The 24,280-nt window shown below is 43.9% G+C and carries 20 protein-coding genes and 3 pseudogenes; 15 read left to right on the top strand and 8 right to left on the bottom strand.

The annotated features are described in order from the left end of the window. Window positions 1-91: 91 nt before the first annotated feature. Window positions 92-1,498 carry a D-serine/D-alanine/glycine transporter gene (cycA, locus tag H8A87_RS17975; protein ID WP_198691280.1) on the bottom strand — a complete coding sequence of 469 codons (1,407 nt, stop codon included), beginning with the start codon at window positions 1,496-1,498 and terminating at the stop codon, window positions 92-94. 330 nt (window positions 1,499-1,828) lie between these two features. On the opposite strand from cycA, the pseudogene H8A87_RS17970 reads away from it, so the two are divergent. From H8A87_RS17970 to H8A87_RS17960, 3 genes and pseudogenes are all read left to right on the top strand, one after another. Beyond that, window positions 1,829-2,144, top strand: a pseudogene (locus H8A87_RS17970) (antiterminator Q family protein); the annotation flags it as partial. 426 nt (window positions 2,145-2,570) lie between these two features. Then, window positions 2,571-2,807, top strand: a complete 237-nt coding sequence (locus H8A87_RS17965; protein WP_198691279.1) for a ParD-like family protein — start codon at window positions 2,571-2,573, stop codon at window positions 2,805-2,807. Then, window positions 2,776-3,105 (top strand): type II toxin-antitoxin system RelE/ParE family toxin, encoded by a 330-nt coding sequence (locus H8A87_RS17960; RefSeq protein WP_198691278.1) that lies wholly within the window; start codon window positions 2,776-2,778, stop codon window positions 3,103-3,105. Before H8A87_RS17965 ends, H8A87_RS17960 begins: the two co-directional genes overlap by 32 nt. Window positions 3,106-3,134: 29 nt before the next feature. Here the strand turns inward: H8A87_RS17960 and H8A87_RS20065 are convergent. Then, window positions 3,135-3,404 (bottom strand): annotated as a pseudogene (locus tag H8A87_RS20065) (transposase); the annotation flags it as partial. 36 nt (window positions 3,405-3,440) lie between these two features. Continuing rightward, window positions 3,441-3,799, bottom strand: a pseudogene (locus tag H8A87_RS20060) (DNA primase); the annotation flags it as partial. 212 nt (window positions 3,800-4,011) lie between these two features. On the opposite strand from H8A87_RS20060, the gene H8A87_RS17950 reads away from it, so the two are divergent. Then, on the top strand, window positions 4,012-4,170 hold the full coding sequence (locus H8A87_RS17950) for a hypothetical protein (RefSeq protein WP_198691276.1): 159 nt from the start codon (window positions 4,012-4,014) through the stop codon (window positions 4,168-4,170). Window positions 4,171-4,285: 115 nt separating this feature from the next. Here the strand turns inward: H8A87_RS17950 and putP are convergent, their stop codons facing one another. Further along, entirely contained in the window at window positions 4,286-5,770 is a 1,485-nt protein-coding gene (gene putP / locus H8A87_RS17945; protein WP_198691275.1) for a sodium/proline symporter PutP, read from the bottom strand. A 529-nt stretch (window positions 5,771-6,299) separates the two neighbouring features. Between putP and putA the strand changes: the two genes are divergently transcribed. Beyond that, on the top strand, window positions 6,300-10,280 hold the full coding sequence (putA, locus tag H8A87_RS17940; protein ID WP_198691274.1) for a trifunctional transcriptional regulator/proline dehydrogenase/L-glutamate gamma-semialdehyde dehydrogenase: 3,981 nt from the start codon (window positions 6,300-6,302) through the stop codon (window positions 10,278-10,280). A 237-nt stretch (window positions 10,281-10,517) separates the two neighbouring features. On the opposite strand, the gene fliZ is transcribed toward putA, so the two are convergent. The 3 genes from fliZ to H8A87_RS17925 form a co-directional block, all read right to left on the bottom strand. Continuing rightward, on the bottom strand, window positions 10,518-11,030 hold the full coding sequence (gene fliZ / locus H8A87_RS17935; protein ID WP_198691273.1) for a flagella biosynthesis regulatory protein FliZ: 513 nt from the start codon (window positions 11,028-11,030) through the stop codon (window positions 10,518-10,520). Window positions 11,031-11,082: 52 nt separating this feature from the next. Then, on the bottom strand, window positions 11,083-11,805 hold the full coding sequence (locus H8A87_RS17930) for an RNA polymerase sigma factor FliA (RefSeq protein ID WP_198691272.1): 723 nt from the start codon (window positions 11,803-11,805) through the stop codon (window positions 11,083-11,085). A 252-nt stretch (window positions 11,806-12,057) separates the two neighbouring features. Next, window positions 12,058-13,140, bottom strand: coding sequence for a FliC/FljB family flagellin (locus tag H8A87_RS17925; RefSeq protein WP_198691271.1), 1,083 nt, complete (start codon window positions 13,138-13,140; stop codon window positions 12,058-12,060). Window positions 13,141-13,415: 275 nt separating this feature from the next. Here H8A87_RS17925 and fliD point away from each other — a divergent pair, with 275 nt between their 5' ends. The 6 genes from fliD to H8A87_RS17895 all read left to right on the top strand — a co-directional run bounded on the left by fliD (window position 13,416) and on the right by H8A87_RS17895 (window position 18,250). Continuing rightward, window positions 13,416-14,864, top strand: coding sequence for a flagellar filament capping protein FliD (fliD, locus tag H8A87_RS17920; RefSeq protein WP_198691270.1), 1,449 nt, complete (start codon window positions 13,416-13,418; stop codon window positions 14,862-14,864). Between the two features lie 12 nt (window positions 14,865-14,876). Continuing rightward, the gene (gene fliS, locus H8A87_RS17915; protein WP_047964164.1) at window positions 14,877-15,287 is read left to right on the top strand and encodes a flagellar export chaperone FliS; all 411 of its coding nucleotides are present in this window, start codon (window positions 14,877-14,879) and stop codon (window positions 15,285-15,287) included. Next, window positions 15,287-15,661: a flagella biosynthesis regulatory protein FliT gene (gene fliT, locus H8A87_RS17910; RefSeq protein WP_198691269.1), complete on the top strand. Its 375-nt coding sequence runs from the start codon at window positions 15,287-15,289 to the stop codon at window positions 15,659-15,661. The genes fliS and fliT overlap by 1 nt, the downstream gene beginning before the upstream one ends. A 267-nt stretch (window positions 15,662-15,928) precedes the next feature. Further along, window positions 15,929-16,351: a hypothetical protein gene (locus H8A87_RS17905; RefSeq protein ID WP_198691268.1), complete on the top strand. Its 423-nt coding sequence runs from the start codon at window positions 15,929-15,931 to the stop codon at window positions 16,349-16,351. 115 nt (window positions 16,352-16,466) lie between these two features. Beyond that, window positions 16,467-17,204 carry a cyclase family protein gene (locus tag H8A87_RS17900; protein WP_198691267.1) on the top strand — a complete coding sequence of 246 codons (738 nt, stop codon included), beginning with the start codon at window positions 16,467-16,469 and terminating at the stop codon, window positions 17,202-17,204. A gap of 446 nt (window positions 17,205-17,650) precedes the next feature. Beyond that, the gene (locus H8A87_RS17895) at window positions 17,651-18,250 is read left to right on the top strand and encodes a hypothetical protein (protein WP_198691266.1); all 600 of its coding nucleotides are present in this window, start codon (window positions 17,651-17,653) and stop codon (window positions 18,248-18,250) included. A 544-nt stretch (window positions 18,251-18,794) separates the two neighbouring features. On the opposite strand, the gene fliE is transcribed toward H8A87_RS17895, so the two are convergent. Then, window positions 18,795-19,106, bottom strand: coding sequence for a flagellar hook-basal body complex protein FliE (fliE, locus tag H8A87_RS17890; RefSeq protein WP_198691265.1), 312 nt, complete (start codon window positions 19,104-19,106; stop codon window positions 18,795-18,797). 283 nt (window positions 19,107-19,389) lie between these two features. On the opposite strand from fliE, the gene fliF reads away from it, so the two are divergent. From fliF to fliI, 4 genes are read left to right on the top strand one after another with little or no spacing between them, the layout of a single operon-like run. Further along, complete coding sequence (gene fliF / locus H8A87_RS17885) at window positions 19,390-21,111, top strand: flagellar basal-body MS-ring/collar protein FliF (RefSeq protein ID WP_198691264.1); 1,722 nt, start codon at window positions 19,390-19,392, stop codon at window positions 21,109-21,111. Further along, a complete protein-coding gene (fliG, locus tag H8A87_RS17880) occupies window positions 21,108-22,100 on the top strand; it encodes a flagellar motor switch protein FliG (RefSeq protein ID WP_198691263.1) in 993 nt (330 codons plus the stop codon). Before fliF ends, fliG begins: the two co-directional genes overlap by 4 nt. Beyond that, complete coding sequence (gene fliH, locus H8A87_RS17875) at window positions 22,093-22,797, top strand: flagellar assembly protein FliH (protein ID WP_198691262.1); 705 nt, start codon at window positions 22,093-22,095, stop codon at window positions 22,795-22,797. The genes fliG and fliH overlap by 8 nt, the downstream gene beginning before the upstream one ends. Continuing rightward, window positions 22,797-24,161 (top strand): flagellar protein export ATPase FliI, encoded by a 1,365-nt coding sequence (gene fliI / locus H8A87_RS17870; RefSeq protein WP_198691261.1) that lies wholly within the window; start codon window positions 22,797-22,799, stop codon window positions 24,159-24,161. The genes fliH and fliI overlap by 1 nt, the downstream gene beginning before the upstream one ends. Window positions 24,162-24,280: the final 119 nt, after the last annotated feature.

Below are 24,280 nucleotides of genomic sequence, written 5' to 3'. Positions count from 1 at the left end.
TACACCTCCAGGAGTGCGCCCGTGCCGGGCGCACAAAAAAATGGCCCTGCATTTGGGCCATTGAGAATTAATTAATGGGATTTTTCATCACTCACTGAGTGATGCGGGCTTTGCGTTTTTTCACCACTTGGAACCCGATCACTAAAATAATGAACCAAACTGGTGTGGCTATTAATGCCTGACGGGTATCCGGTTGCAAGGTAAGCAATACCAAGACAAAAGCAAAGAAAGCCAAACATACCCAAGACATCACAATGCCAAACGGCATTTTATACACCGAAGCCTGATGCAAAGCTGGACGACGTTTTCTGTAAACCAGATAAGAGCATAAGATCATACTCCAAATAAACATAAATAGGATCGCAGAAATGGTTGTCACCAAGGTAAAAACCCGCATCACATCAGGAATAAAGTAGATCAGAATGACACCAAAAGAGAGGCATAGGCAAGTGAAAATCAATCCCGATGCAGGAACCGAACGGCGGGAAAGACGACTAAACTGCGTTGGTGCATCCCCTTCTTTCGCCAGACCAAACAACATCCGGCTAGTAGAGAAAACCCCACTGTTTGCCGACGATGCCGCAGAAGTCAGAACCACAAAGTTAACAATGCTGGCAGCGGCAGGTAACCCAATCAGGACAAACAATTCCACAAAAGGACTTTTATCCGCAATGATGGCCCGCCACGGTGTGACCGACATAATCACAATCAGAGCCAAAACATAAAACGTGATAATGCGAATTGGAATGGCATTAATCGCTTTTGGCAAAGATTTCATCGGATTTTTAGTTTCCGCGGCGGCGGTTCCCACCAATTCAATACCGACAAAAGCAAATATCGCTATCTGGAACCCGGCAAAAAAGCCACTCAACCCCATAGGGAACATACCACCATCATTCCAGACATTGGAAAGTGCAGCAATATGCCCTGCTGGAGATTGAAAGTGAATGCCAATCAAGATGCCTCCCGTGACAATCAGAGCCACAATGGCAATAATTTTGATCATAGCAAACCAGAACTCCAGTTCCCCGAACAGTTTTACCGTTGCGAGATTCAGAGTCAGCAATACCAAAACACACAGGAGCGAAGTCCCCCACTCTGGAAAGTTTGGCACCCAATACCCAACATAGGCAGTGATGGCGACAATATCCGCGACGCCGGTAATAACCCAGCAGAACCAATAAGTCCAGCCCACAAAAAAACCGGCCCATGGCCCCAGTAAATCGGCTGCGAAATCACTGAACGACTTATAGTGCAAATTGGAAAGCAATAACTCTCCCATTGCACGCATAACAAAAAACAGCATAAATCCGATGATCATATAAACAAAAATGATCGACGGCCCCGCAAGATTGATAGTTTTGCCTGATCCCATAAACAGGCCAGTACCGATAGCGCCGCCGATCGCAATTAGCTGTATATGTCGGTTAGTGAGACTTCGCTGTAGATGCGAACCCTCAGTTTCAGGAGCGTGAGTGGGTTGTATTTTTTCTTCCATAGTTGTATCCAATTTATTCTCACAGCATGGATTTAATACCCTCAAGCTGTGCTTAAGGGAATATTGTGACATAGACCACAGCGGTATTAACAGAAGGATTTCACATGAAAAATGGGCCGATTACAATTCGACCTATCAACAGATAGCACATTGTGCATATTTTATTCATTTAATAAAAAAGTAGGTATAGTCCATTCAACAATCTGGCGCAAGGTCGGGTGCTGAAAAGAGCACGGCCACAGGCTGACAACTCCAGCATGATATTGGCATCAACCAGATGCACTTCATCGTCGGAAAGGGAAAGGCGGTTAACCCCGTAAAGGTCAAGATAGGCCGATATGCAATGATGATGATGGAATGTTGATTTCTCAGGTCGTCGATTCCGTCATGTGCATTGACCAGAAAGCCTACGGTATTTTACTGAGTTACTAGCCTCGAAACTGTCAATCGCATCTTACTATCACCGAGTCGCAAATCCACGCAAAATGATGACTCGATCTGGGGACGGTTGAAGAAACCATCTCACAGAACTTGTCGCCGTGAAGTGGATGATATTTTGAATGCAAGTGTCTATCTGTTGTATCAACCTCTGCAAAATGCGTTTAAAAGACGTAAACGTGTAGAAAAAATTAAAAAAATCGCTTAGAACGTGTTGATATTAATGACCAAATGGAAAACAATTATAGAGTAAGATTGCCGTAAGTGTTTCTTAGGTGGTCTAACCAGAATCTAAGGCCTCGCACTCGCGGGGTTTTTTCGTATCTGTCAGTAGTCAACTATGAGTTGACAACTCCATCAGGGTCGATCAACATCATATAATATTTATAAATCAAAACATTAATGCTGTTTTCTGACTATTTGATCAACACCTTGATCGCCATAAACAAGCCTATGCTCCCCATTCTCAGACAATAGTTACCCTCTGGTTAATGGCTGGCATGGCATGTATTTAATTATTTGATGCGACAAAAGATTGCGTTATTAGACAAAATAGCGCATATTATAAGTGCGCTTCCGCAGGCGTATGCGTTTAGTACCGCATGTAGTACAACACCGCCGAGAGGGTTAAACAATGGCTATTAGTATCCGTTTAGATGATGACTTCGTGAGTGACGTAAAAGTCCACGCAGAAGCGTCAAGCAGGAGTGTGCCAAAGCAGATCGAGCATTGGGCGAAAATAGGTCGCATTGCCGAAGATAACCCTGATTTGCCGTACTCCTTTATCCTTGATTCGTTACTAGCGAAAAGCGAAGTCGACAATGGTAAGGTGTCGCGTTATGTCAGAAGGACAAAAAAGTCCCAAGATTGATGTTTATGAAACAAGGCGTTTCTCTAAAGCGTTGTCTAAATTACCTGAAAATCTTCTTGCAGTAGTAGAAGATGAGATAGAAAAAATTATCGACAACCCTGAAATTGGAGAACAGAAGAAAGGAGATTTAAGTTTTCTTCGTGTTCACAAGTTTCAACTAAATAACCAGCTAACATTGTTGGGATATCATTGGGTTGAAGAAAAGATAGAGCTATACCTGTTAAATTTTGGTTCTCATGAAAATTTCTATCAGGAACAAAAGCGACACAGGAAAGACGATTTAAAGTTTATTAAATAACACATAAGGCTGCGCTCCGGCGTAATATCTGCTTTTTTTAAAGCCAGCTCAAGAACACTGACGCCATCAGCATCGGGCTTTTTCCACTTAGCGAAATAGGAATAGACCGTTTCCCATTTCGGGTAGTCGCTGGGCAGTGCGCGCCACTGACAGCCCGTCTTAAGTGCATAAAGTACGCCACAAAACACATCATACAGCTCAACTGTGCATGGCTTGGTAATCTTACGTACGTTTTCCAAAAGAAATTGGACGGCGGCAAATTGTTCGTGAGTGATATCGCTGGGGTATATTTTTCTCATGCCTTGTATTATCAGCCAGTTTCTAGAGATCGTAAACAGGTTCTCAGACAATAACGGATCTTTCTCTGATTCTTTCACCGGAATATTAAACGGGAAAATCCCCCGCCGTCTTGCTATACCGCCATTACGTTCTGTAAAGCTCATCGGTTCATCATTGGTCGCTAATACCACGACTTTAATGATCGTCGAAAACTGTTTTTCGTATTTCCCGTCAACTTCAATCAGGTCACCGCCTGTAATAGCTTTGATACCTGCGCCCTTACCGACATATTTAACCTGATCGGGCAAGGTAATCAGGCTCTTCCCGACACATTGATAACGCCCTCTCGTTTCATCGAATGCTTTCATATTGCCACTGGCGGATTGTGTTCACCCTCTAATAAAGTCACGAAATAATTTTTCCTTTATTATCATTGTATTGTGATTTTTATCGTGATCCTACTTTGATCCAAAAACTGAAATAATTTTTTGATCCAAAACGTGCAGGCAGGTGCAGTGCAGTACGTTTTACGACTGGTTTACTTTTATTTCGTGGGCTTACTATGCTCTATGAACTTGCTAGTGATGTGTTTTGTTTTTTGTTTTTTGTTTTTTGAAATGGATCTGTGTGGCAAAAAAGAATAACCGCGCTCAATTAACAGGGGAACATATTCTTCCCAAGTACATTGAAGTAACAAACGGGCATGTTGCTGTTCACATGGAGCACAGTTCCAGTTCTGGGGGGATTCCAGAGGATGGGCTATTACTCTCTACCGATCTCCTGTAGAAGCTACTCTTAAAAATGCTGGTAATCCTCATGATTGGACATATTGGTATTAATCTAGTTATTTATTATGAAATTAAAAGCCCCTGAATAATCAGAGGCTTTTATTACCGTTAACTTATTTGGTTTTATAATGCGCTTCCGCTTCAGCAAAACGCTGTTGTGTCACTTGGCTTGGTACTTTCCCTAACAGGCTCACCACCACAATAGCGATAGTCGCGAAAATAAAGCCCGGAATGATTTCATACAAAGAGAACCAATGGAATTCCATCCATACCAGTACGGTGATAGCTCCCACCAACATACCTGCCAACGCGCCATTACGGGTCATGCGTTTCCAAAGTACGGATATCAGAACCACTGGGCCAAACGCTGCTCCAAATCCTGCCCAAGCATTACTGACTAGTGACAATACTTTATTGTTCGGGTTAGTTGCGATCACAATCGCAATGATTGCCACCAGTAAGACCATCATACGACCAACCCATACCAATTCTTTCTGGGTGGCTTTAGTGCGTATAAATGCTTTATAGAAATCTTCGGTCAGCGCACTAGAACAAACCAACAACTGGCAGCTCAACGTACTCATAACCGCAGCTAGCACCGCAGACAACAATATCCCCGTGATCCACGGATTGAACAAGAGCACGCCCAACTCCATGAAAATACGTTCACGGTTTTGTAATACTGGCCCTGCCTGATCTGGATATATTTCAAAATATGCAATACCAAAGAAACCAACAGCCACCGTGCCCACAAGGCACAAGAGCATCCATATCATGCTGATACGACGAGCTTTATGAATAGTCTGGTGAGAATCTGCCGCCATAAAACGAGCCAGAATGTGTGGCTGACCAAAATAGCCTAAACCCCATCCCAGCAAAGAAACGACGGCGATGATATTCAGATTCTTAAACATATCTAGATATGCGTAGTTTTTTGCCTCAATAATATTGACGGCGGTATCAACTCCCCCCACTTTGAACAGGATCAATACGGGCACCAGAATCAAAGCGAAAATCATCAGAGTTGCCTGAACGGTATCCGTCCAGCTTACAGCAAGAAAACCACCGAGGAAGGTATAAGCAATCGTTGCCAATGCTCCCAACCAGATCGCTTTTTCATAGCTGATACCAAAAGTATTCTCAAATAGCAGGCCACCTGCCACAACACCCGATGCACAGTAAATGGTAAAGAAAATCAGGATAACCAGTGCGGAAATAATACGCAAGATTTTGCTTCTGTCTTCAAAGCGGTTAGTGAAATAATCGGGTAACGTCAGTGCGTTATTATTCACTTCAGTATGTACACGTAATCGACCAGCAACCCATCGCCAATTCAGATACGCGCCTAGCAGTAGGCCTAACGCGATCCAGCTTTCCGATATGCCTGAGAAAAAAATCGCCCCTGGCAATCCCATTAATAACCAGCCACTCATATCAGAAGCGCCAGCAGATAATGCTGTTACCACACTACCCAATCGCCGACCACCCAATATGTAGTCATCAAAATTCTTGGTGGAGCGATAAGCCATGAAACCTATCAGCAACATCCCTGCGATATAGATAGTGAAGGTAATGAGCATTGGTGAATTTACTGTCATGCAGGTTCTTCTCCATAGTGTTTTTATAAATCATGTATCTGCAAATGTGTTATTTGCGTAAATAATGTTATCTGTACTTTCTGTACCTTAAAGTACACTTCTTCAGTACCTAACCTTTCCTGTCAGGCTGTGAAAAGGTGTACCTAAAGATGAAATTAGTTTCTATTGCGTATTGTTTATATTTGCAATTATTTTAAAATTACATTCTATCCTAGTTTAGTTAAAACATTTCTAACAACTAATTAACCAAGATTTTTATGAAAAACGCTTGCTAAATCACATTTATCATTCTAGAAGTTGCACTCTTCATTAAATGTTCGGTTATACCTCATATTCAGAGGGATAAAATAAAAATCATATATATCAATTAGATAATAAATTTCCGTCCATAACTTTCACCAAAGGGATAATAAAAACAAGATTAATTTCACAAATTCAGAACGACCGCCCTTAACAAAGTTGCACAAAGTTACAACATGGAAGATATTGTTATGCAACTTGGTTAAGTCTTACCTATTAAGGAGTGAGAATGGGTAGTACCACTATGGGCGTGAAGCTCGATGAAGCAACCCGTAATCGTATTAAAGCTGCTGCACAACAAATTGAACGCACACCACACTGGTTGATTAAGCAAGCCATCTTTAATTATCTTGAACGTCTGGAAAATGAGGAAAAGATCCCAGAAATATCAGCGGTTCAGGATAACAAAGAAGAAAAGATTTCCGAAGAAGAATCACCGCTTGAGGCGCCTTATCAGCCATTTCTGGATTTTGCCGAGCATATTTTGCCCCAATCGGTGAAACGTTCCGCAATTACCTCCGCCTATCGTCTGCCTGAAACACAAGCGGTTCCTATGCTGTTGCAACGCGCACAGCTTTCAGAAGAACAAGACAAGGCAACTCACAAGCTCGCTTATTCCATTGCCGAAAAGCTGCGCCAGCAAAAACAGGGCGTCGGTCGCGCTGGATTAGTGCAGGGATTGTTGCAGGAGTTTTCGCTTTCTTCACAGGAAGGTGTGGCGCTGATGTGTCTTGCCGAAGCCTTGCTACGCATTCCCGACAAAGCAACCCGTGATGCCCTGATCCGCGATAAGATCAGCAACGGCAATTGGCACTCCCATTTGGGTCAAAGCCCCTCCATGTTTATCAATGCTGCAACGTGGGGATTGCTGTTCACCGGCAAGCTGGTATCTACCCACAATGAAGCCAAGTTATCCAAATCACTGAACCGCATCATCAGCAAGAGTGGTGAGCCATTGGTGCGCAAGGGTGTGGATATGGCAATGCGCCTGATGGGAGAGCAATTTGTTACGGGAGAAACCATCGCTCAAGCCCTTGCCAACGCCCGCAAGCTAGAAGAGAAAGGCTTCCGCTACTCTTATGACATGCTGGGTGAAGCTGCGCTGGCCGAAGAAGATGCACAAGCCTACATGGTTTCCTATCAGCAGGCGATCCACGCCATTGGCAAGGCATCAAACGGTCGCGGTATTTATGAAGGGCCAGGTATTTCCATCAAACTTTCTGCCCTGCATCCACGTTATAGTCGTGCTCAATATGAGCGTGTTATGGATGAACTCTATCCACGTCTGCTCTCCCTGACTTTACAGGCGCGTCAATATGACATCGGTATCAATATTGATGCGGAAGAAGCCGATCGTCTGGAAATTTCCCTCGATTTGCTGGAAAAACTATGCTTCGAGCCAAAATTAGAAGGCTGGAGCGGTATTGGTTTTGTGATTCAGGCTTACCAGAAGCGCTGTCCTTTCGTAATTGACAGCATTATTGATTTGGCACAGCGCAGTCGCCACAGGTTAATGATTCGTCTGGTGAAAGGCGCTTATTGGGATAGTGAAATCAAACGCGCCCAAATCGATGGTCTGGAAGGCTATCCGGTGTATACCCGCAAGGTTTATACCGATGTGTCTTACCTCGCCTGCGCCCGCAAGCTGCTTTCCGTGCCAAATTTGATCTACCCACAATTTGCCACCCACAACGCCCATACTTTGTCTGCGATTTATCATCTGGCCGGACAGAACTATTATCCGGGGCAATATGAGTTCCAATGCCTGCATGGTATGGGTGAACCGCTTTATGATCAAGTGGTCGGCAAGATCTCAGACGGCAAGCTCAATCGCCCATGTCGTATTTATGCGCCAGTGGGAACGCACGAAACGCTATTGGCTTATCTGGTACGACGTCTGCTGGAAAATGGCGCCAATACATCATTCGTCAATCGCATTGCAGATACTTCCCTACCGATTGATGAGCTGGTCGCAGATCCGGTGAAAGTTGTACAGGAATTGGCGCAAACCGAAGGACAAATCGGCCTGCCGCATCCCAAAATTCCTCTGCCTTACGATTTATATGGCAAAAATCGCGTCAATTCATCAGGGCTGGATCTCTCCAATGAACACCGTTTGGCTTCCCTTTCCAGTGCCCTACTCAGCACATCAATGGAAACATGGAGCAGCGAACCACTGCTGGGCAGTGATTATCAGCATACGGGAGAATTGCCTGCGGCCAAGCCTGTAAGTAATCCAGCCAAACCTTCTGACCGAGTGGGTTATGTTCGTGAATCCACTGAACAAGAAGTCCATCATGCGCTGGATGCAGCCACCGATGCGGGGGCAATTTGGTTTGCAACCCCACCATCAGAGCGTGCGGCGATTTTAGTGCGTGCGGCGGAGTTGATGGAAAATAACCTGCAATCTCTGCTCGGTATTTTAGTCCGTGAAGCAGGTAAGACTTTCAATAACGCAATTTCCGAAGTACGCGAAGCGGTGGATTTTCTCCATTATTACGCCAGTCAAGTGCGTCAAGATTTTGCCAATGATACCCATCGCCCTCTGGGGCCTGTGGTTTGTATCAGCCCATGGAACTTCCCTCTAGCAATTTTCACCGGCCAAATCGCCGCCGCATTGGCAGCAGGCAATAGTGTCTTGGCAAAACCCGCAGAACAAACTCCATTAATTGCCGCCGTTGCAGTGAAAATGCTGCATCAGGCAGGCATTCCCCGTGATGTGCTGCAATTACTGCCCGGACAAGGGGAAGCGGTAGGGGCATTGCTGGTCGGTGATGAGCGTGTACGTGGCGTGATGTTTACTGGTTCTACCGAAGTTGCCAGCTTGTTGCAGCGCAATATTGCCGGTCGCCTTGACGCACAGGGTCGCCCAACACCGTTGATCGCAGAAACCGGTGGCTTGAATGCCATGATCGTCGATTCCTCCGCGTTGACTGAACAAGTCGTCACCGATGTAGTTGCTTCCGCCTTTGACAGTGCCGGTCAACGTTGTTCTGCCCTGCGTATCCTGTGTATTCAGGAAGATATTGCCGAAAGAACGCTCTCCATGCTGAAAGGAGCAATGGCCGAATGCCGGATGGGTAATCCTGAACGCTTATCTACGGATATTGGCCCAGTGATTGATGCTGAAGCGAAAGCAGGCATTGAGCGTCATATCCAGACCATGCGTACCAAAGGCCGGACGGTTTATCAGGCAGCACATGAAAATACCACAGACAGTCAGGAATGGTCACAGGGCACTTTCGTCAAACCGACTCTGATCGAGCTGGAAAGTTTTGACGAGATGAAGAAAGAAATTTTCGGCCCTGTTCTGCATGTCGTGCGTTTCAAGCGCAATGAGTTGGATAAGCTGCTGGATCAGATCAATGCTTCCGGTTATGGCTTAACGTTGGGTGTTCACACGCGTATCGATGAAACCATCGCGCAAGTCACTGGCAAAGCTAAAGTCGGCAACTTATATGTCAACCGCAATATGGTTGGTGCAGTTGTCGGCGTGCAGCCATTTGGTGGCGAAGGTCTATCAGGTACAGGGCCGAAAGCTGGTGGGCCACTGTATTTGTATCGCTTATTATCACAGCGCCCTGTCAATGCGGCGAGCCAAACTCTGGAACGTCAGGATGAAGAATATGAGCTTAATGCCAAAGCGCGCATCGCGCTACACGCTCCTCTCTACAAACTGACTGATTGGTCAACCGCGCAGAATAATGAAGCATTGAGCCAAGTCATTCAGGAATACAGCTTGTTGGCACAAGGGGGAACGATCCGCTTACTACCAGGGCCAACCGGAGAACGCAATACTTATACTCTGCTGCCACGCGGTCATGTCCTGTGCCTTGCCGATAACGAGCAAGATGCGCTGGTGCAATTAGCAGCGGTACTTTCCGTCGGCTGTCAGGCTATCTGGGAAAAAGACGAATTGCATCAAGGATTGCAACGCCAATTACCGGATGAGGTTCGTCATCATATTCATTGGGTCAACGATTGGCAGAACGAAGAAACTGCAATGGAAGCGGTTATTTATCACGGCGATTGCGATCAATTGCGCCACGTTTGTGGTGTGATTGCGCAGCGTAAAGGGCCAATTATCTCCGTACAGGGATTTGCCCGTGGTGAAACCAATCTGCTGCTGGAACGCTTACTGCACGAACGTTCATTAAGTGTTAATACGGCGGCGGCAGGCGGTAATGCTAGCTTGATGACTATTGGTTAAAGTACGTGGGTTAAGGCATGTGAGTTAAAGTACGTGGGTTAAAATACGCTAGCTAAAATAAATAGTTTAAAGTGAATTAGTTAAAAAGAGCTAATTAAGATTAATTTCTTATAAATATATAACCATTTTAAATATAGCAGTAAAAATAATATGGAAGTATAGAGGGGAATGCGTGACAATCGCATTCCCCTCTAGAATCTTTTCAATCCAACTAACGTTATATATCGGCGTAATTAATCAATGACCGCGCTGTTGCCAGCTCAGATATTGTTCATATTTACGCAGAGCGATATTGTAATTGCTGAAAGCAGACTGAGACAATTTCTCGCTGAGTTTTTCCTGGATTTTTTCTGGCGTAAACTCATTAGTCGGGTAATTACTTGAAGTCAGTAATTCATCCAAACGCCTTAAACGAACCACATACTCACGCACAGTACTATGACTCATCTCCGTTTGTTCAAACAGATACTGTTTAAATGACATAATGTCAAAATAATCAGTTTGGCTATTGCAATAAATTTCACTACAAAAGCGGCACAACGCCACAAATTTACCCTGTAGCTCATTCCAAGTTTTATCATCCACCAATTCAGTCATCTCAGAAATAGCTTCTTTATTGATGACCTGACCGTTAAATACAAGCGAAATACGGTCAAGTGTTTTATGACAATGCAAGCAATGAGTCTGACTATGTTTATAGTCTTTGATATAACGGCTGAGAGGCCGCTTCTTTTGTGTTGTAACAGACATAAGAGATAAAGCCCTGTGTATAGTCTTAACAAAAAAACAAATAAGCAAAAAGTTACTTCTTTGGATTCAAACGCGCTCTCAGCCTTTTTATCGCCTGGCTGTGAAGCTGACTTACGCGGGATTCCCCCACGTTAAGCACTGCGCCGATCTCTTTAAGATTCAGTTCTTCCTGATAGTACAGCGTAAGAACCATCTTTTCCCGTTCAGGCAACGACTCAATGACATTGATTACCCGCTGACGAAGATCGCCTTCCAGTAATTGTTGGAGAGGATTTGTCTCATGCTCTTCCTCAATAACTGGCTCACAGCTTTCACCGTAAATTTCGTGCCATTCGTCATAAGAAAACAGTTGACTGTTATTTGTGTCTAACAGTATTTGCCGATATTCTATCAGATTAATCTTTAATTCTTTAGCAACTTCCTGCTCACTGGCTGGACGGCCTAACTCTTGCTCAAGTTTACGGATGGTCTGCGTAACTTCACGTGCGTTACGCCGCACACTACGCGGAGCCCAATCACGGCTCCTCAACTCATCCAACATTGCACCTCTGATGCGCTGTACCGCATAGGTGGTAAACGCGGTTCCCTGCATGGAATCAAAACGCTCCACCGCATTAAGTAAGCCTATGCCACCGGCCTGAAGCAAGTCATCGAGTTCTACGCTGGCAGGTAATCTTACCTGTAGCCTCAATGCTTCATGGCGAACTAGTGGTACATAGCGCTTCCAGAGGCTATTTTTGTCCATCACGCCTTCGGCGGTATACAAATCGCTCACAACAACAGACACCTTTGGATAAGAGACTGGATACCATTATCCAATCCCCTAACAGGTACAATCGTTTGAACAATGAAGTAAAAGCACTTCTTTTTCACCTATGCGAAATTTTTGATGTCCGCCCAAATGCATAGCAAGTTTCAGGCTGTCCCTGACGATGACCAAAAAATAAGGATCGGCGAACCGATCCTTATTTTATAAGCGTTGTTTATGCAGGTTGTCCTGCATAAATTCCCAACTGGAAAATAAAAATTAACGCAGCAGAGACAGAACGGATTGTGGAACTTGGTTCGCCTGAGCCAGAACAGAAGTACCTGCTTGTTGCAGGATCTGACCACGGCTCATGTTGGAAACTTCAGTTGCGTAGTCAGCGTCTTCGATACGGCTCTTCGCTGCACTCAGGTTGTTAACAGTGTTGTTCAGGTTGTTAACAGTGGATTCCAGACGGTTTTGTACTGCACCCAGAGAGCTGCGCAGGCTGTCGACTTGTGACAGGGCGCTGTCCAGAGCATCCAGAGGGCGATCATTGACATCTAATTTATGTGCATCACCGATAGTCACTTTACCATCGTCAGCAATTTTTGCTTCGGCGTATTTGACTTCGCCTGCGTTATCTTTATAAGACATCAAGTATTTGTTATCTATAGCGACACCATCTTTCATTTGCTGGAAAACTTTGACGTCAGAGACATCTGTAAGAGCAGTGGCGTCAACTTTCACATCTCCGTCAATTTTTTCACCAGCTTTAGCAGGATTATCTACTTTACCTTTAACAATAGTTTTTTCCTCACCAAAAGCAGAACCTTTAGTTGCATCGAATTTATCCAGTTTCAAAACAGAACTGTCGATTTTTTTCAGATCGATAGCGATAGTTTCGTTGTCGTTTGCACCAACCTGAACAGTCATTTTGCTATCTTTGCTCAGTACTTTCACACCATTGAACTGAGTTTGTTCAGAGATACGGTCAATTTCGTTCAGACGTTGTTTAACTTCGTCCTGAATAGAGGTGATATCGCTCTTAGAGTTGCTACCGTTTTGTGACTGAACAGTCAGTTCACGGATACGTTGCAGGTTGTTATTGATTTCGTTCAGAGCACCTTCAGTAGTCTGAGCAATGGAGATACCGTCGTTTGCGTTACGAGAAGCCTGAGTCAGACCTTTAACGTTAGCAGTGAAACGGTTAGCGATCGCTTGACCAGCAGCATCATCCTTCGCGCTGTTAATACGTAAACCAGAGGACAGGCGCTCAATAGCAGTACTTAAAGTGCCTTGAGATTTGGTCAGGTTGTTCTGAGCCAACAGAGATGAATAGTTAGTATTGATGACTGATGCCATAGTAGAGTTCCTTTTAAAATCAAGTCGATATAATTAGTTTGAGCTTTTTGCTCACGGTGTTCATCACCGCCAACAGTTTTATCGGCTCCTTAAAAAGAACCTTTAATATTTCTTGAAAAAACTTTTTTATTTTTTTCTCTATTTTCCCCGATAACCCAAACAGCGCCTATTCTCATCAATTATTCTGTCCATCAAAAAAATCATTTTGTCAGTAAACTTTTCGCAAATTAGTCCGATAACATGTCCAGTGATGCTTTACTAATAAAGGAGTCAACATGGCTAGCATTTCCTCATTAGGAGCCGGGTCCGGGATGGATATGGGTTCTATACTGGATAAACTTCAGGCAGTAGAAAGAAAACGTTTAGAACCACTAACACAGCAGCAAACCGGTTATAAAGCAAAGCTGACCGGTTTTGGTTCATTAAAAGGTAGTTTGGAAAAACTAAAGAGTGCATCCGAAGAACTAAAAAAATTCGATAAACTCAATACCACCAAAACAAGTGAAGATCATAAAACATTTACACCAAGCACGGATTCCAAAGCCAGCCCGGGTAACTACGTTATTGAGGTCCAACAGCTTGCAAGGTCTCAGTCTCTGCAATCTAAGGAAGTTTCTGATGTAAAAACTCAACTAGGAGAACCAGGTAAAGGTACCCGTACCATTATCATCAAGCAACCAGGTGAAAAAGAGCCAATGCGCATTTCCCTGAAAGATGATGAAACTTCTCTGGTTGAAATTCGTGATGCTATCAATAAAAAAGAAGGCAACGTTAACGCCAGCATCATCAAAGCAACTGATGATAAAAACTATCTGATCCTGACCTCGAAAAAAGCCGGCACAAAATCCGTCATGACCATCGAAGTTCAAGGTGATAATGAGCTGGGTAATTTGCTGAACTATACATCTGACGACAAAGGTGGCGGCTCTGGTGCAATGACACAAACAGTGGGAGCTACCAACGCGAAATTAACAGTTAACGGTATCCCCATTGAACGTCAGGCCAATGAAATAAAAGATGCACCGGAAGGCGTTACTCTGAATCTGAAAAAGGTTTCAGAAAAAGAAGAAGTCGAAGGCGAAGACAAAAACAAAGTCGAAAAAAAGATAAAACCAGAAACACTGGTGGTTTCCCGCGATATCGAGCCAATGAAAGAGGCGATTAAAAAGTGGGTTGATGCTTATAATGAATTACAGACCACTTTCGGCTCACTGACCAAATTCAAACCTGTTGGAAAAGGTGAAGCCGCTTCAAAAGACAATGGGGCCCTACTCGGTGACAGTACATTAAAAAGTATTCAAAATCAGCTAAGGCACCAAATCTTTGCTGCACAAGATGTTGCTGATATTGTCACCTTGAACAAATTGGGCATTAAACAGAAATTAGATGGCACACTCGAAATCAGTAATGAAAAATTAGAAAAAAACCTGAAAGAAAAACCAGCTAACGTTAAGGCTTTCTTTATGGGTGATGGTGAAAAAACCGGTTTTGCTACCCAAACTTTTAATATATTGAAGAAAACGCTGGATAGTCACGAAGGGACTATCGCCACGGCAACCGAAGGCATCAACAAGCGTCTGAAAACCATTGAAAAACAAGTGGAACAGACAAATAAAAACATTGATGCCACGATGGAACGCTATAAGCGTCAATTTACACAACTGGATAAGCTTGTTAACTCACTGAATAACACAGGTTCATCTCTATTCCAGCTTTTAAGATAATAAAAGGACATTATGTATCAACGTTCGGCAAGCCAATTATACGCTCAAGTAGATCTTGAGAGCGAAATCATGAATGCCTCTCCCTACCAGTTGATTCAGATATTGTTCAATGGGGCGCTAAGCGCCCTACGTCGTGCAATCATTCTGATGCAACAGGGTAATATCCCAGAAAAAGGTTTAGCTATTTCAAAGGCGATCAATATCATTGATAATGGTCTCAAAGAGGGATTAGATTTCGAGAAAGGCGGCGAGATTGCTCAGAATCTTTTTGCTTTATATGATTATATGAGTCGCCGTTTACTCCATGCCAATTTACGCAATGATGAGAAGGCTATTACCGAAGTGATTGATTTACTTACCGAGATTTCAGATTCTTGGCGGCAAATAGGTCCTCATTACAACGCCAGTCAGGATATTGTTTAATGAAAAATGATATGGATCTTTTGTCAGCTTACCAGCGGATCCTTAGTTTAAGTGAGCAAATGATTGATTTAGCTAAAAATGAAAAGTGGGATGAGCTTGTTGATATGGAAATCACTTATCTGAAGGCAGTAGAAGTGGTTACTTTAATATCAGAAAACTCAAACGCACCAATTTCATTGCAGCAGCAATTGACCAAAATTTTGCAAACTGTCTTGGATAATGAAAAAGAAACTAAGAGATTGTTGCAAAAACGGTTAAATGAACTCAGCGACCTGATAAAACAGGAAAGCTGTAAACAACTCTTACATGATACTTACGGACAGTTCCCTGTCAGCGACTATGAAATGGAGTTGACTACGACGGAACCCAAATAAATATAACAGCGACCCCAGTGATTTTTTTATAATAACACTGATTAATGGTGTCATTCATTTGTTTTCATTTCAGGTGGTGTCAATTCGTCACCATCGTTTTTTGGGTAATCTAATTCGGCATTTTATTTTATTCATAATTTTCAAGCAATCAAGAGAACTTATATATTTTTTAACAAAAAATTAACCAATAAATGATAATAGAGACTTTTTCAGGCAATTAACAGGAGGTATAATCATTACGTATTATTTTTAACCAAAGAATACATTATGTTAATAAAAAATATAAATAAAATCGTTATTATTACGATATTATCAATACCTAAAATCGGATTTTCTTCAGTAAATGAGAATCTGAATTATTGTGCTACAACGGAATCATGGGTGGCACAAAAAGTCATACAACATGCTGTTGAAAAAAATAAACAACTTGATTCGTATAACGCGGTATCAACATTCATCGCCAGACATCCACTGGCAAAAGACAAGTTACCGATAACACTTTTAGATTGGGGACAGTTATATACCCAAACGATAGAGATATTGATTCCTTTTATCGATAAACCAAAACCTCCTGTGACTTTTATTGCCACTTCAATTATCTTAGCGAAAGAGTGTTCATTAACCGAACCCTCTTATATTAATATTACGCCTGAAAGTTGGGTTACCCTCGTTCCCTTAATTGATGATTGAATACATAAACTAAATTTTGTGAAGCCCCCCTCAAACTCAGCGGGATTATTGATAAGCAAGTTGCAGTAATAAAATGATGAATGTTTAATCATTAAAAAACCTAAATGAGGTGGTTATGACAAACGATATTCTGCAAGCTCTCACTTTACTGAAATCAAAAAAATGGGTTGATCTGACACACAGTTTTGACAAAGATTCTCCTCATTTTTTTATGTTTAAGCCTGCTGAATTCGAAATACTTTTTGACTATAAGGATGGATTTTTTACGCAACAATTTACTTTCCCTGGTCAATACGGCACCCATATTGATGCCCCCAGCCATTTCGTTCCTGATGCCCGTACCCTTGATGAACTGGAATTAAAAGAATTGGTGTTACCCTTAATCGTTATTGATCAGTCAGAAAGAGCCAAACAAGATCCTAACTTCTCATTGTCTAAAAATGATATTCTGAGATTTGAAGCCGAACATGGCACCATTGAAGCTGGTACTTTCGTTGCCTTAAGAACAGACTGGAGTAAACGTTGGCCATCTCAGGAAAAGATGAATAATAAAGATCAACAGGGAAATAACCAAATCCCCGGATGGGGAACAAATGTCTTGAAGTTTTTATTTGAAGAGCGGGAAATCAAAGCAATCGGGCATGAAACCTTTGATACTGATTCAGCTAAAGAATTTAGGCGAAATAATGCCTTATTTAGTGAATATTATGTATTGGCACAAGACACCTACCAAATAGAACTTTTGGCTAATCTGGATCAAGTGCCTACGCATGGAGCGGTGATATTCAATATCCCTGCTAAACCTAAAAACGCAACGGGTTTTCCGGTACGTTCATTTGCGATATTGCCGTGATTGATATCATAGCCTTGACTTCGAAAAATTCGTTGAATAAATCCATTAATTAATATTTCGTTTATGTAATTTATATAATTAACATATATGTTATTAGTAACAAATCCCTCTTCATAGAAAAGAGCATTGATTTCGCCCCAGAGGGGCGTACTAAAAAATCCTTAAAGACCTCCCGTATTCAGTCTGATTTGTCATCGCAATAATCAAAAAATACAGGCAGAGCCAAAACCAAATTGATGACCATGTCCTGCGAGAATGGTTGCAAGTTGAGAATGAAAAAATTACTTTTTATTTAGGTAAAGACTGTGTCCATTTAAACTATTTTAAACAATGCAATAAAATTTTCGCGAAATAAAATTACGTTAGGAACAAATAGTATACTTCATCCAAATTCACAAAATAATGGGCTATTTTTAAATTCAAAAGAAAATTTTTCAGAAAGAAGAATGTTATTACAACTCTCACGAGATGCATTAAATTTTGCTTCACCACAAAACAATTACTCCCAACTTTTGGGTCAAGAAAATAATGTAGTTATTGGAAATTGTCATAAATATGCACTTATAACTTTAGCTTATTTAATGGAAAATAGTTATGCAGATATTATAAGAGTTCTATATTCATCTTGTTTTATAGAATATATTGCATGTTTAGCCCCATACGATCACTCTTTTATCCTAATTGAGCCTGTTGAGAGTGTCTTAGATAATGTATACTGTTCTATAGGACAGACGATTATTTTAGACCAAATCTCGCCTGATTCATGGGTATGTGACTCGTGGTCAAATATAGCTTGCCCAGTTAGATCTTACCATCTTGAGTGGAGACCAAAAATGCAAAAATGGCATAGCGAAGGGAAAAAGGTTAGAACACGAACAGGCCAGTATGTAGAACCGACTAATAATTATTCATACTTCTGTATCGAAAATAGTGTGAAAGAAGTTATTTTATTAGCACCGCTTAAATTAACAAAATTGCCTAAAGATCCTGAAATTAGTATAATCGGTTTGTTGTCATCTCTTGCCAAAGAGGGATTATGGTCATAACTAAATTTAAATTCTTTAACATGAACTGTGCAAAAAAGCCAAAAGGTACACATAGTTCAATTAGTTACAGATGATTAGCATAACTAATCATCTGTAACAGACCGTATTTTTCATCTTTCAAGTTGTAACCACAATTAATTATCAACTTGGGATTCCTTTAAATTCAGTGCATTATACTCAAAAGCTAATTCTAAATCCCACAGTTGCATTTATAAGTGACCAGAGTAATTATTATCAAAGATGGTTTGGTTAATTGTTACTTCATTACTTTTGATAAGTTCACGAGTAATAGCTAATTTGGCGTATGGCATTATTTTATGGGTTTTATAATGCCGATTTATTTATCGAAAGACTTTAATCAGTGTCAGATATGATATTCATTGATTAAAAGATCTGGTGTGAAAGACGAAAAGCATCTCAAATAAGGCATATCTGCACTTGCTAGATGCTTCCGGCTAATGATGAGTTGGCAATTAATGCCTATCTATACCCCACGCAATCAATGAAAGGCATTGATATTATGAACTATTCATTAGTTAGTTAATCAAACCTGCATATTCATTATCTCGTGATACGCACTAACCAGTTTATTCCTCACCTGAATCCCCATTTGCAGCGAGATACCCGATTTCTGCATATTAACCATCACATCATTTAGCTCCACGCCCGGTACTCCCAGTGTGAAATCTTTCGTCAGCTTGTCCGCGCCCAAGCGGGTCTGGTTTATTTTTTCTACTGCTGCGGTAAGCTGGCTGGCAAAACCACCCTGCACTGGCATGGGCTTGGCAATGTTTGCTGCCTGTAATGCCTGAGTCTGCATCTGTTGCAATACACCTTCAATTGCCTGAATTGACATAAAAACCTCGCGTTAAATCACCCTATTGATTACGTGATTAAGTGCCATATTAGCCGTGGGCTGGTTGGCAGTTTTCCACACTGTCACCGTAACATAGCCCTTTCAAACTAAAGCGGGTAATTGAAGTAAAAATTCAAAGCTTATTGTGCCATTAAAAGAGGTGTGAACAGCGAATAATGATGGAATTAATAATAGGAAGAGTCTTTTCGCTTGCGTATGGGGAGTCTGTTTTGTTACGCCACGCTTTTAGTATTCATGTTGACCAGCAAGGCAAGGATCGTCTATGAGTGCAGCAACAACCGACGTTGAAAACCAGAATAAAGGTTTCAGCGCTATCATCAGCAGGATAAAAGCTGATCCAAAAGTTCCTTTATTAGTTGCTGGCTCCGCCGCCATCGCTATCATCGTCGCCCTGTTTCTCTGGTTGCGCAGCCCCGATTATCGGGTGCTTTACAGTAATCTGAGTGATAAGGATGGCGGCGAAATCGTTACGCAATTAACGCAAATGAATGTCCCTTACCGTTTTGCCGAAAATGGTGTTGCGCTCATGATCCCTGCCGACAAAGTGCATGAGACTCGCCTGAAACTGGCGCAGCAAGGACTGCCCAAAGGGGGAGCGGCGGGTTTTGAACTATTGGATAAAGAAAAATTCGGCATCAGCCAGTTCAGCGAGCAGGTAAATTACCAGCGCGCACTGGAAGGTGAGTTGGCTCGTACCGTTGAATCACTCGGCCCAGTCCAGAGCGCCCGCGTCCATTTGGCTCTGCCAAAACCTTCCTTGTTCGTTCGTGAACAGAAATCGCCGTCAGCTTCCGTGACAGTCGGATTGCTGCAAGGCCGTGTTCTGGATGAAGGACAAATCAATGCCATCGTGCATATGGTTTCAAGCAGTGTTGCCGGTCTGCCAGCAGGAAATGTCACGATTGTAGATCAATCAGGACGTCTGCTAACACAAGCCGATGCCACTGGCCGTGATTTGAATACCACTCAGTTGAAATATACGCAGGAAGTAGAGAATCGTTTCCAGCACCGCATTGAAACCATTCTGGCCCCCGTGGTCGGTCGTGGCAATGTACACGCACAGGTAACGGCACAAATTGATTTCTCTCGCCGCGAAGAAACGGCGGAAGAATATAAACCGAATCAGCCACCGAATCAGTCTGCTGTTCGCTCCAAGCAGAGCAGTTCCAGCGAGCAAAGCGGCGGGTCATTGGTGGGCGGTGTACCGGGTGCATTGTCTAATCAGCCAAGTGCAGCGCCAAACGCACCGATTGAAAAACCAAACGCAAATGCCAAAGGCAACGGTGACGAAAAATCTGATCAGCAGCGCAGTAATACGAATAGTAATAACCGAAATAATAGCTATGAGCGCATGGTGGGCAACAACCGTAATAACCGTCATGACGAAACCACCAATTATGAAGTGGATCGCACCATTCGCCATACTCAATTACAAGCTGGCGCAGTAGAACGTCTTTCTGTTGCTGTTGTAATCAACTATGCCACTGTTCAGGGAGAAAACGGCCCTGAAACAAAAGCGCTGACACCAGAGCAATTATCGCAGATCGAATCGCTGACCCGTGAAGCAATGGGATTCACGACTGACCGTGGCGATAGCCTGAACGTGGTCAACACGCCGTTCAATGACACAGCCGAAATGATAGAAACCCTGCCATTCTGGCAGCACCCTGCCCTGTTGGAAAAATTATTGGATGCTGGTCGTTGGTTGCTGTTAGTACTGGTTGCATGGCTGCTGTGGCGCAAGATGATCATGCCGCAAATCGCCAAAAAACGAGCTTCAGAAAAAGCTGCACTGGAAGCGCAGAAAAATCAGCAAAAACAGCAAACAGAAACGAATGCTGAAATGGATGAAAAAACGCGCCGTAAGCTGTCTCGCCAACGTGTCAATGCTGAACTTCAAAGCCAGCGTATCCGTGAACTTGCAGAAAAAGATCCTCGCGTCGTCGCGCTGGTGATCCGTCAATGGATGAGTAACGAACAATGAGCCTGACCGGAACAGAAAGAAGTGCCGTCATGTTAATGACCCTGGGAGAAGATCAGGCGGCCGAGGTGTTCAAGCACCTGAATTCCCGGGAAGTACAACAACTGAGTATTGCGATGGCGGGGATGAGACAAGTCTCCAACCAACAACTGGTTGAAGTGCTGGCGGAGTTTGAAGAAGATGCGGGGCAGTATGCTGCCCTCAGCATCAACGCCAACGACTACCTTCGCAGCGTTCTGATAAAGGCACTGGGCGAAGAACGGGCTTCCAGCCTGCTTGAGGATATCCTTGAATCCCGCGATACCACAACGGGCATCGAAACCCTCAACTTTATGGAACCACAGATGGCAGCCGATATGATCCGCGATGAACATCCGCAGATCATTGCCACCATTCTGGTTCACCTAAGCCGTGGTCAAGCCGCCGATATCCTTGCCTTGTTTGAGGATCGCCTACGCAACGACGTGATGCTGCGTATCGCCACCTTTGGCGGTGTACAGCCATCTGCACTGGCAGAATTGACTGAAGTGCTGAATAACCTGCTAGATGGTCAAAATCTGAAACGCAGTAAAATGGGTGGTGTTCGTACTGCAGCAGAAATCATCAACTTGATGAAGAGCCAGCAAGAAGAAAGCGTCATTGATGCAGTTCGTACCTATGATGGCGAACTGGCACAGAAAATTATTGATGAAATGTTCCTGTTCGAAAATCTTATCAGCGTGGACGATCGCAGTATCCAGCGCCTGTTGCAGGAAATTTCGACCGATTCCCTGCTTGTGGCATTAAAAGGTTGCGATCAAGCATTGCGCGATCACTTCCTCAACAATATGTCGCAACGTGCTGCTGAAATCATGCGTGATGATTTGGCAAGTCGTGGCCCAGTTCGTATGTCCCAAGTGGAAGCCGAACAGAAATCCATCCTGCTGGTGGTTCGTCGTCTGGCAGAAAGCGGCGAAATGCTCCTGAATGGTGGTGACGATACCTATGTCTGATAAGTCGAATAATGGAAACTGGCAGCCGTGGCAACCGGGTGAATTGAATCTGTGGGAAACTCTGCGGGCAAAACTGGAACCAATGAATAAGGTACAGGAGCCCAGCGAACAAGACCGACTACTGGAACAGGTAAAAATACTGGACGAGCTGAAAGAACAGGCTCGTCAGGCTGGCCATGCGCAAGGCTTTGCTGAAGGTCAGGTTCAAGGCTATGAACAAGGAATGCAGGAAGGCCGACAAGCGGGACTGGAACAAGGCTTGCAGGAAGCCAAACAGCAACAGCAAGTTGTTATTGAGCAATGGAAAACCCTGCTGACGGATTTTAACCATTCACTGGATGGGCTGGATACCGTTATTGCTTCGCGTTTGATGCAGCTTTCACTGACGGCTGCTCGCCATATTCTGGGACAGCCCGCTGTTTGTGACGGCACTGCCCTGCTGAATCAGATCCGTGAATTTATCCAACAAGAACCCATACTCAGCGGAAAACCACAATTGCGAGTCCATCCACAAAACATTCCTCTGGTTGAGCAACAACTGGGGGAAGTCTTGGCACTGCATGGCTGGCGTTTGATCGCAGACAATAAACTGCATCCAGGCGGCTGTAAAATCAGTGCAAGTGAAGGAGATATGGACGCCAGTTTGGCAACACGCTGGCACGAAATGTGCCGTCTGGCGGCACCGGGAGAATTGTGATGACGGCAAGACTTGGGCGCTGGCTGGCAACATTGGATTCATTGGAAAAGCGCCTGGAAAAAACGCCAAAAGTGCGCCGTTACGGGCGCCTAACCCGCGCCACTGGCTTGGTGCTGGAAGCCACTGGCTTACACATGCCCCTCGGCACTACCTGTCTGATCGAACGTCAGAATGGCAACACCATTGAAGAAGTCGAAAGCGAAGTCGTTGGCTTCAATGGCGAAAAACTATTATTGATGCCACTGGAAGAACTGGAAGGTATTGTGCCGGGCGCCCGCGTCTATGCCCGTTCTTATGGAGAAGATGCGGGAGGTGGACGCCGCCTGCCTCTGGGGATTGAATTACTTGGCAGGGTTCTGGATGGTGCAGGCCGTCCCCTTGATGGTTTACCTGCCCCTGATACAGGCTATCGCGCCCCCCTAACGACAACTCCACTCAACCCCCTGCAACGAACTCCCATCAACAATGTACTGGATGTTGGTGTTCGTGCCATCAACTCCCTACTGACAGTGGGTCGTGGACAACGTATGGGGCTATTTGCTGGCTCGGGGGTCGGTAAAAGTGTGCTGCTCGGCATGATGGCGCGCTATACCCAAGCTGATGTGATCGTCGTGGGGTTGATTGGTGAACGTGGGCGAGAAGTCAAAGATTTTATTGAAAACATCTTAGGTGTGGAAGGATTGTCACGCTCAGTTGTCGTCGCCGCTCCCGCTGACATTTCTCCATTGCTGCGGATGCAAGGCGCCTCTTATGCGACCCGCATCGCCGAAGATTTCCGCGATCGCGGTCAACATGTCCTGCTGATCATGGATTCCCTGACCCGTTACAGCATGGCACAGCGCGAAATTGCATTGGCTATCGGTGAACCACCGGCGACCAAGGGTTATCCCCCTTCCGTATTTGCTAAATTGCCAGCGCTGGTGGAAAGGGCTGGCAATGGCGTCAGTGACGGTGGCTCAATTACCGCATTTTATACCGTACTGACAGAAGGCGATGACCAGCAAGACCCGATTGCCGATGCTGCCCGTGCCATCTTGGATGGTCATATCGTACTATCACGCTCATTGGCAGAGTCTGGTCACTATCCTGCTATTGATATTGAAGCCTCCATCAGCCGTGCCATGACCGCACTGATCGACAATACCCATTATCGTCGGGTGCAGCATTTCAAACAGTTACTTTCCAGTTACCAACGCAACCGAGATTTAATCAACGTTGGTGCCTATGCTGCGGGTAGTGATCCCTTACTGGATAGAGCGATTGAGCTTTATCCCCACATGTCTCAATTCTTACAACAAGAAATTGATGAACGCAGTGAATACGATGTGGCCTGTACTCAGCTTCAACAATTATTGCCGATATAACGTTTTGCCTATAGGAAGTTCGCCGAGGTATATTTTGCCAGCGGGTATAACGTTTGCCGATAAGGTGCCGATATAACTTTGCTATTGATGTAATTCAGTAACGCTTATGTCTGTTTGGT

It is taken from the genome of Xenorhabdus lircayensis, from assembly GCF_016306625.1.
GTDB lineage: Bacteria > Pseudomonadota > Gammaproteobacteria > Enterobacterales > Enterobacteriaceae > Xenorhabdus > Xenorhabdus lircayensis.
Note: the sequence above shows the minus strand (reverse complement) of the source record. Positions and strands in the feature narration are given on the sequence as shown.

Coding starts and splice junctions, on each gene's coding strand:
- cycA (WP_198691280.1), bottom strand. CDS start 1,498: ATGGAAGAAAAAATACAACCCACTCACGCTCCTGAAACTGAGGGTTCG.
- H8A87_RS17965 (WP_198691279.1), top strand. CDS start 2,571: ATGGCTATTAGTATCCGTTTAGATGATGACTTCGTGAGTGACGTAAAA.
- H8A87_RS17960 (WP_198691278.1), top strand. CDS start 2,776: ATGTCAGAAGGACAAAAAAGTCCCAAGATTGATGTTTATGAAACAAGG.
- putP (WP_198691275.1), bottom strand. CDS start 5,770: ATGACAGTAAATTCACCAATGCTCATTACCTTCACTATCTATATCGCA.
- putA (WP_198691274.1), top strand. CDS start 6,300: ATGGGTAGTACCACTATGGGCGTGAAGCTCGATGAAGCAACCCGTAAT.
- fliZ (WP_198691273.1), bottom strand. CDS start 11,030: ATGTCTGTTACAACACAAAAGAAGCGGCCTCTCAGCCGTTATATCAAA.
- H8A87_RS17925 (WP_198691271.1), bottom strand. CDS start 13,140: ATGGCATCAGTCATCAATACTAACTATTCATCTCTGTTGGCTCAGAAC.
- fliD (WP_198691270.1), top strand. CDS start 13,416: ATGGCTAGCATTTCCTCATTAGGAGCCGGGTCCGGGATGGATATGGGT.
- fliS (WP_047964164.1), top strand. CDS start 14,877: ATGTATCAACGTTCGGCAAGCCAATTATACGCTCAAGTAGATCTTGAG.
- fliT (WP_198691269.1), top strand. CDS start 15,287: ATGAAAAATGATATGGATCTTTTGTCAGCTTACCAGCGGATCCTTAGT.
- H8A87_RS17905 (WP_198691268.1), top strand. CDS start 15,929: ATGTTAATAAAAAATATAAATAAAATCGTTATTATTACGATATTATCA.
- H8A87_RS17900 (WP_198691267.1), top strand. CDS start 16,467: ATGACAAACGATATTCTGCAAGCTCTCACTTTACTGAAATCAAAAAAA.
- H8A87_RS17895 (WP_198691266.1), top strand. CDS start 17,651: ATGTTATTACAACTCTCACGAGATGCATTAAATTTTGCTTCACCACAA.
- fliE (WP_198691265.1), bottom strand. CDS start 19,106: ATGTCAATTCAGGCAATTGAAGGTGTATTGCAACAGATGCAGACTCAG.
- fliF (WP_198691264.1), top strand. CDS start 19,390: ATGAGTGCAGCAACAACCGACGTTGAAAACCAGAATAAAGGTTTCAGC.
- fliG (WP_198691263.1), top strand. CDS start 21,108: ATGAGCCTGACCGGAACAGAAAGAAGTGCCGTCATGTTAATGACCCTG.
- fliH (WP_198691262.1), top strand. CDS start 22,093: ATGTCTGATAAGTCGAATAATGGAAACTGGCAGCCGTGGCAACCGGGT.
- fliI (WP_198691261.1), top strand. CDS start 22,797: ATGACGGCAAGACTTGGGCGCTGGCTGGCAACATTGGATTCATTGGAA.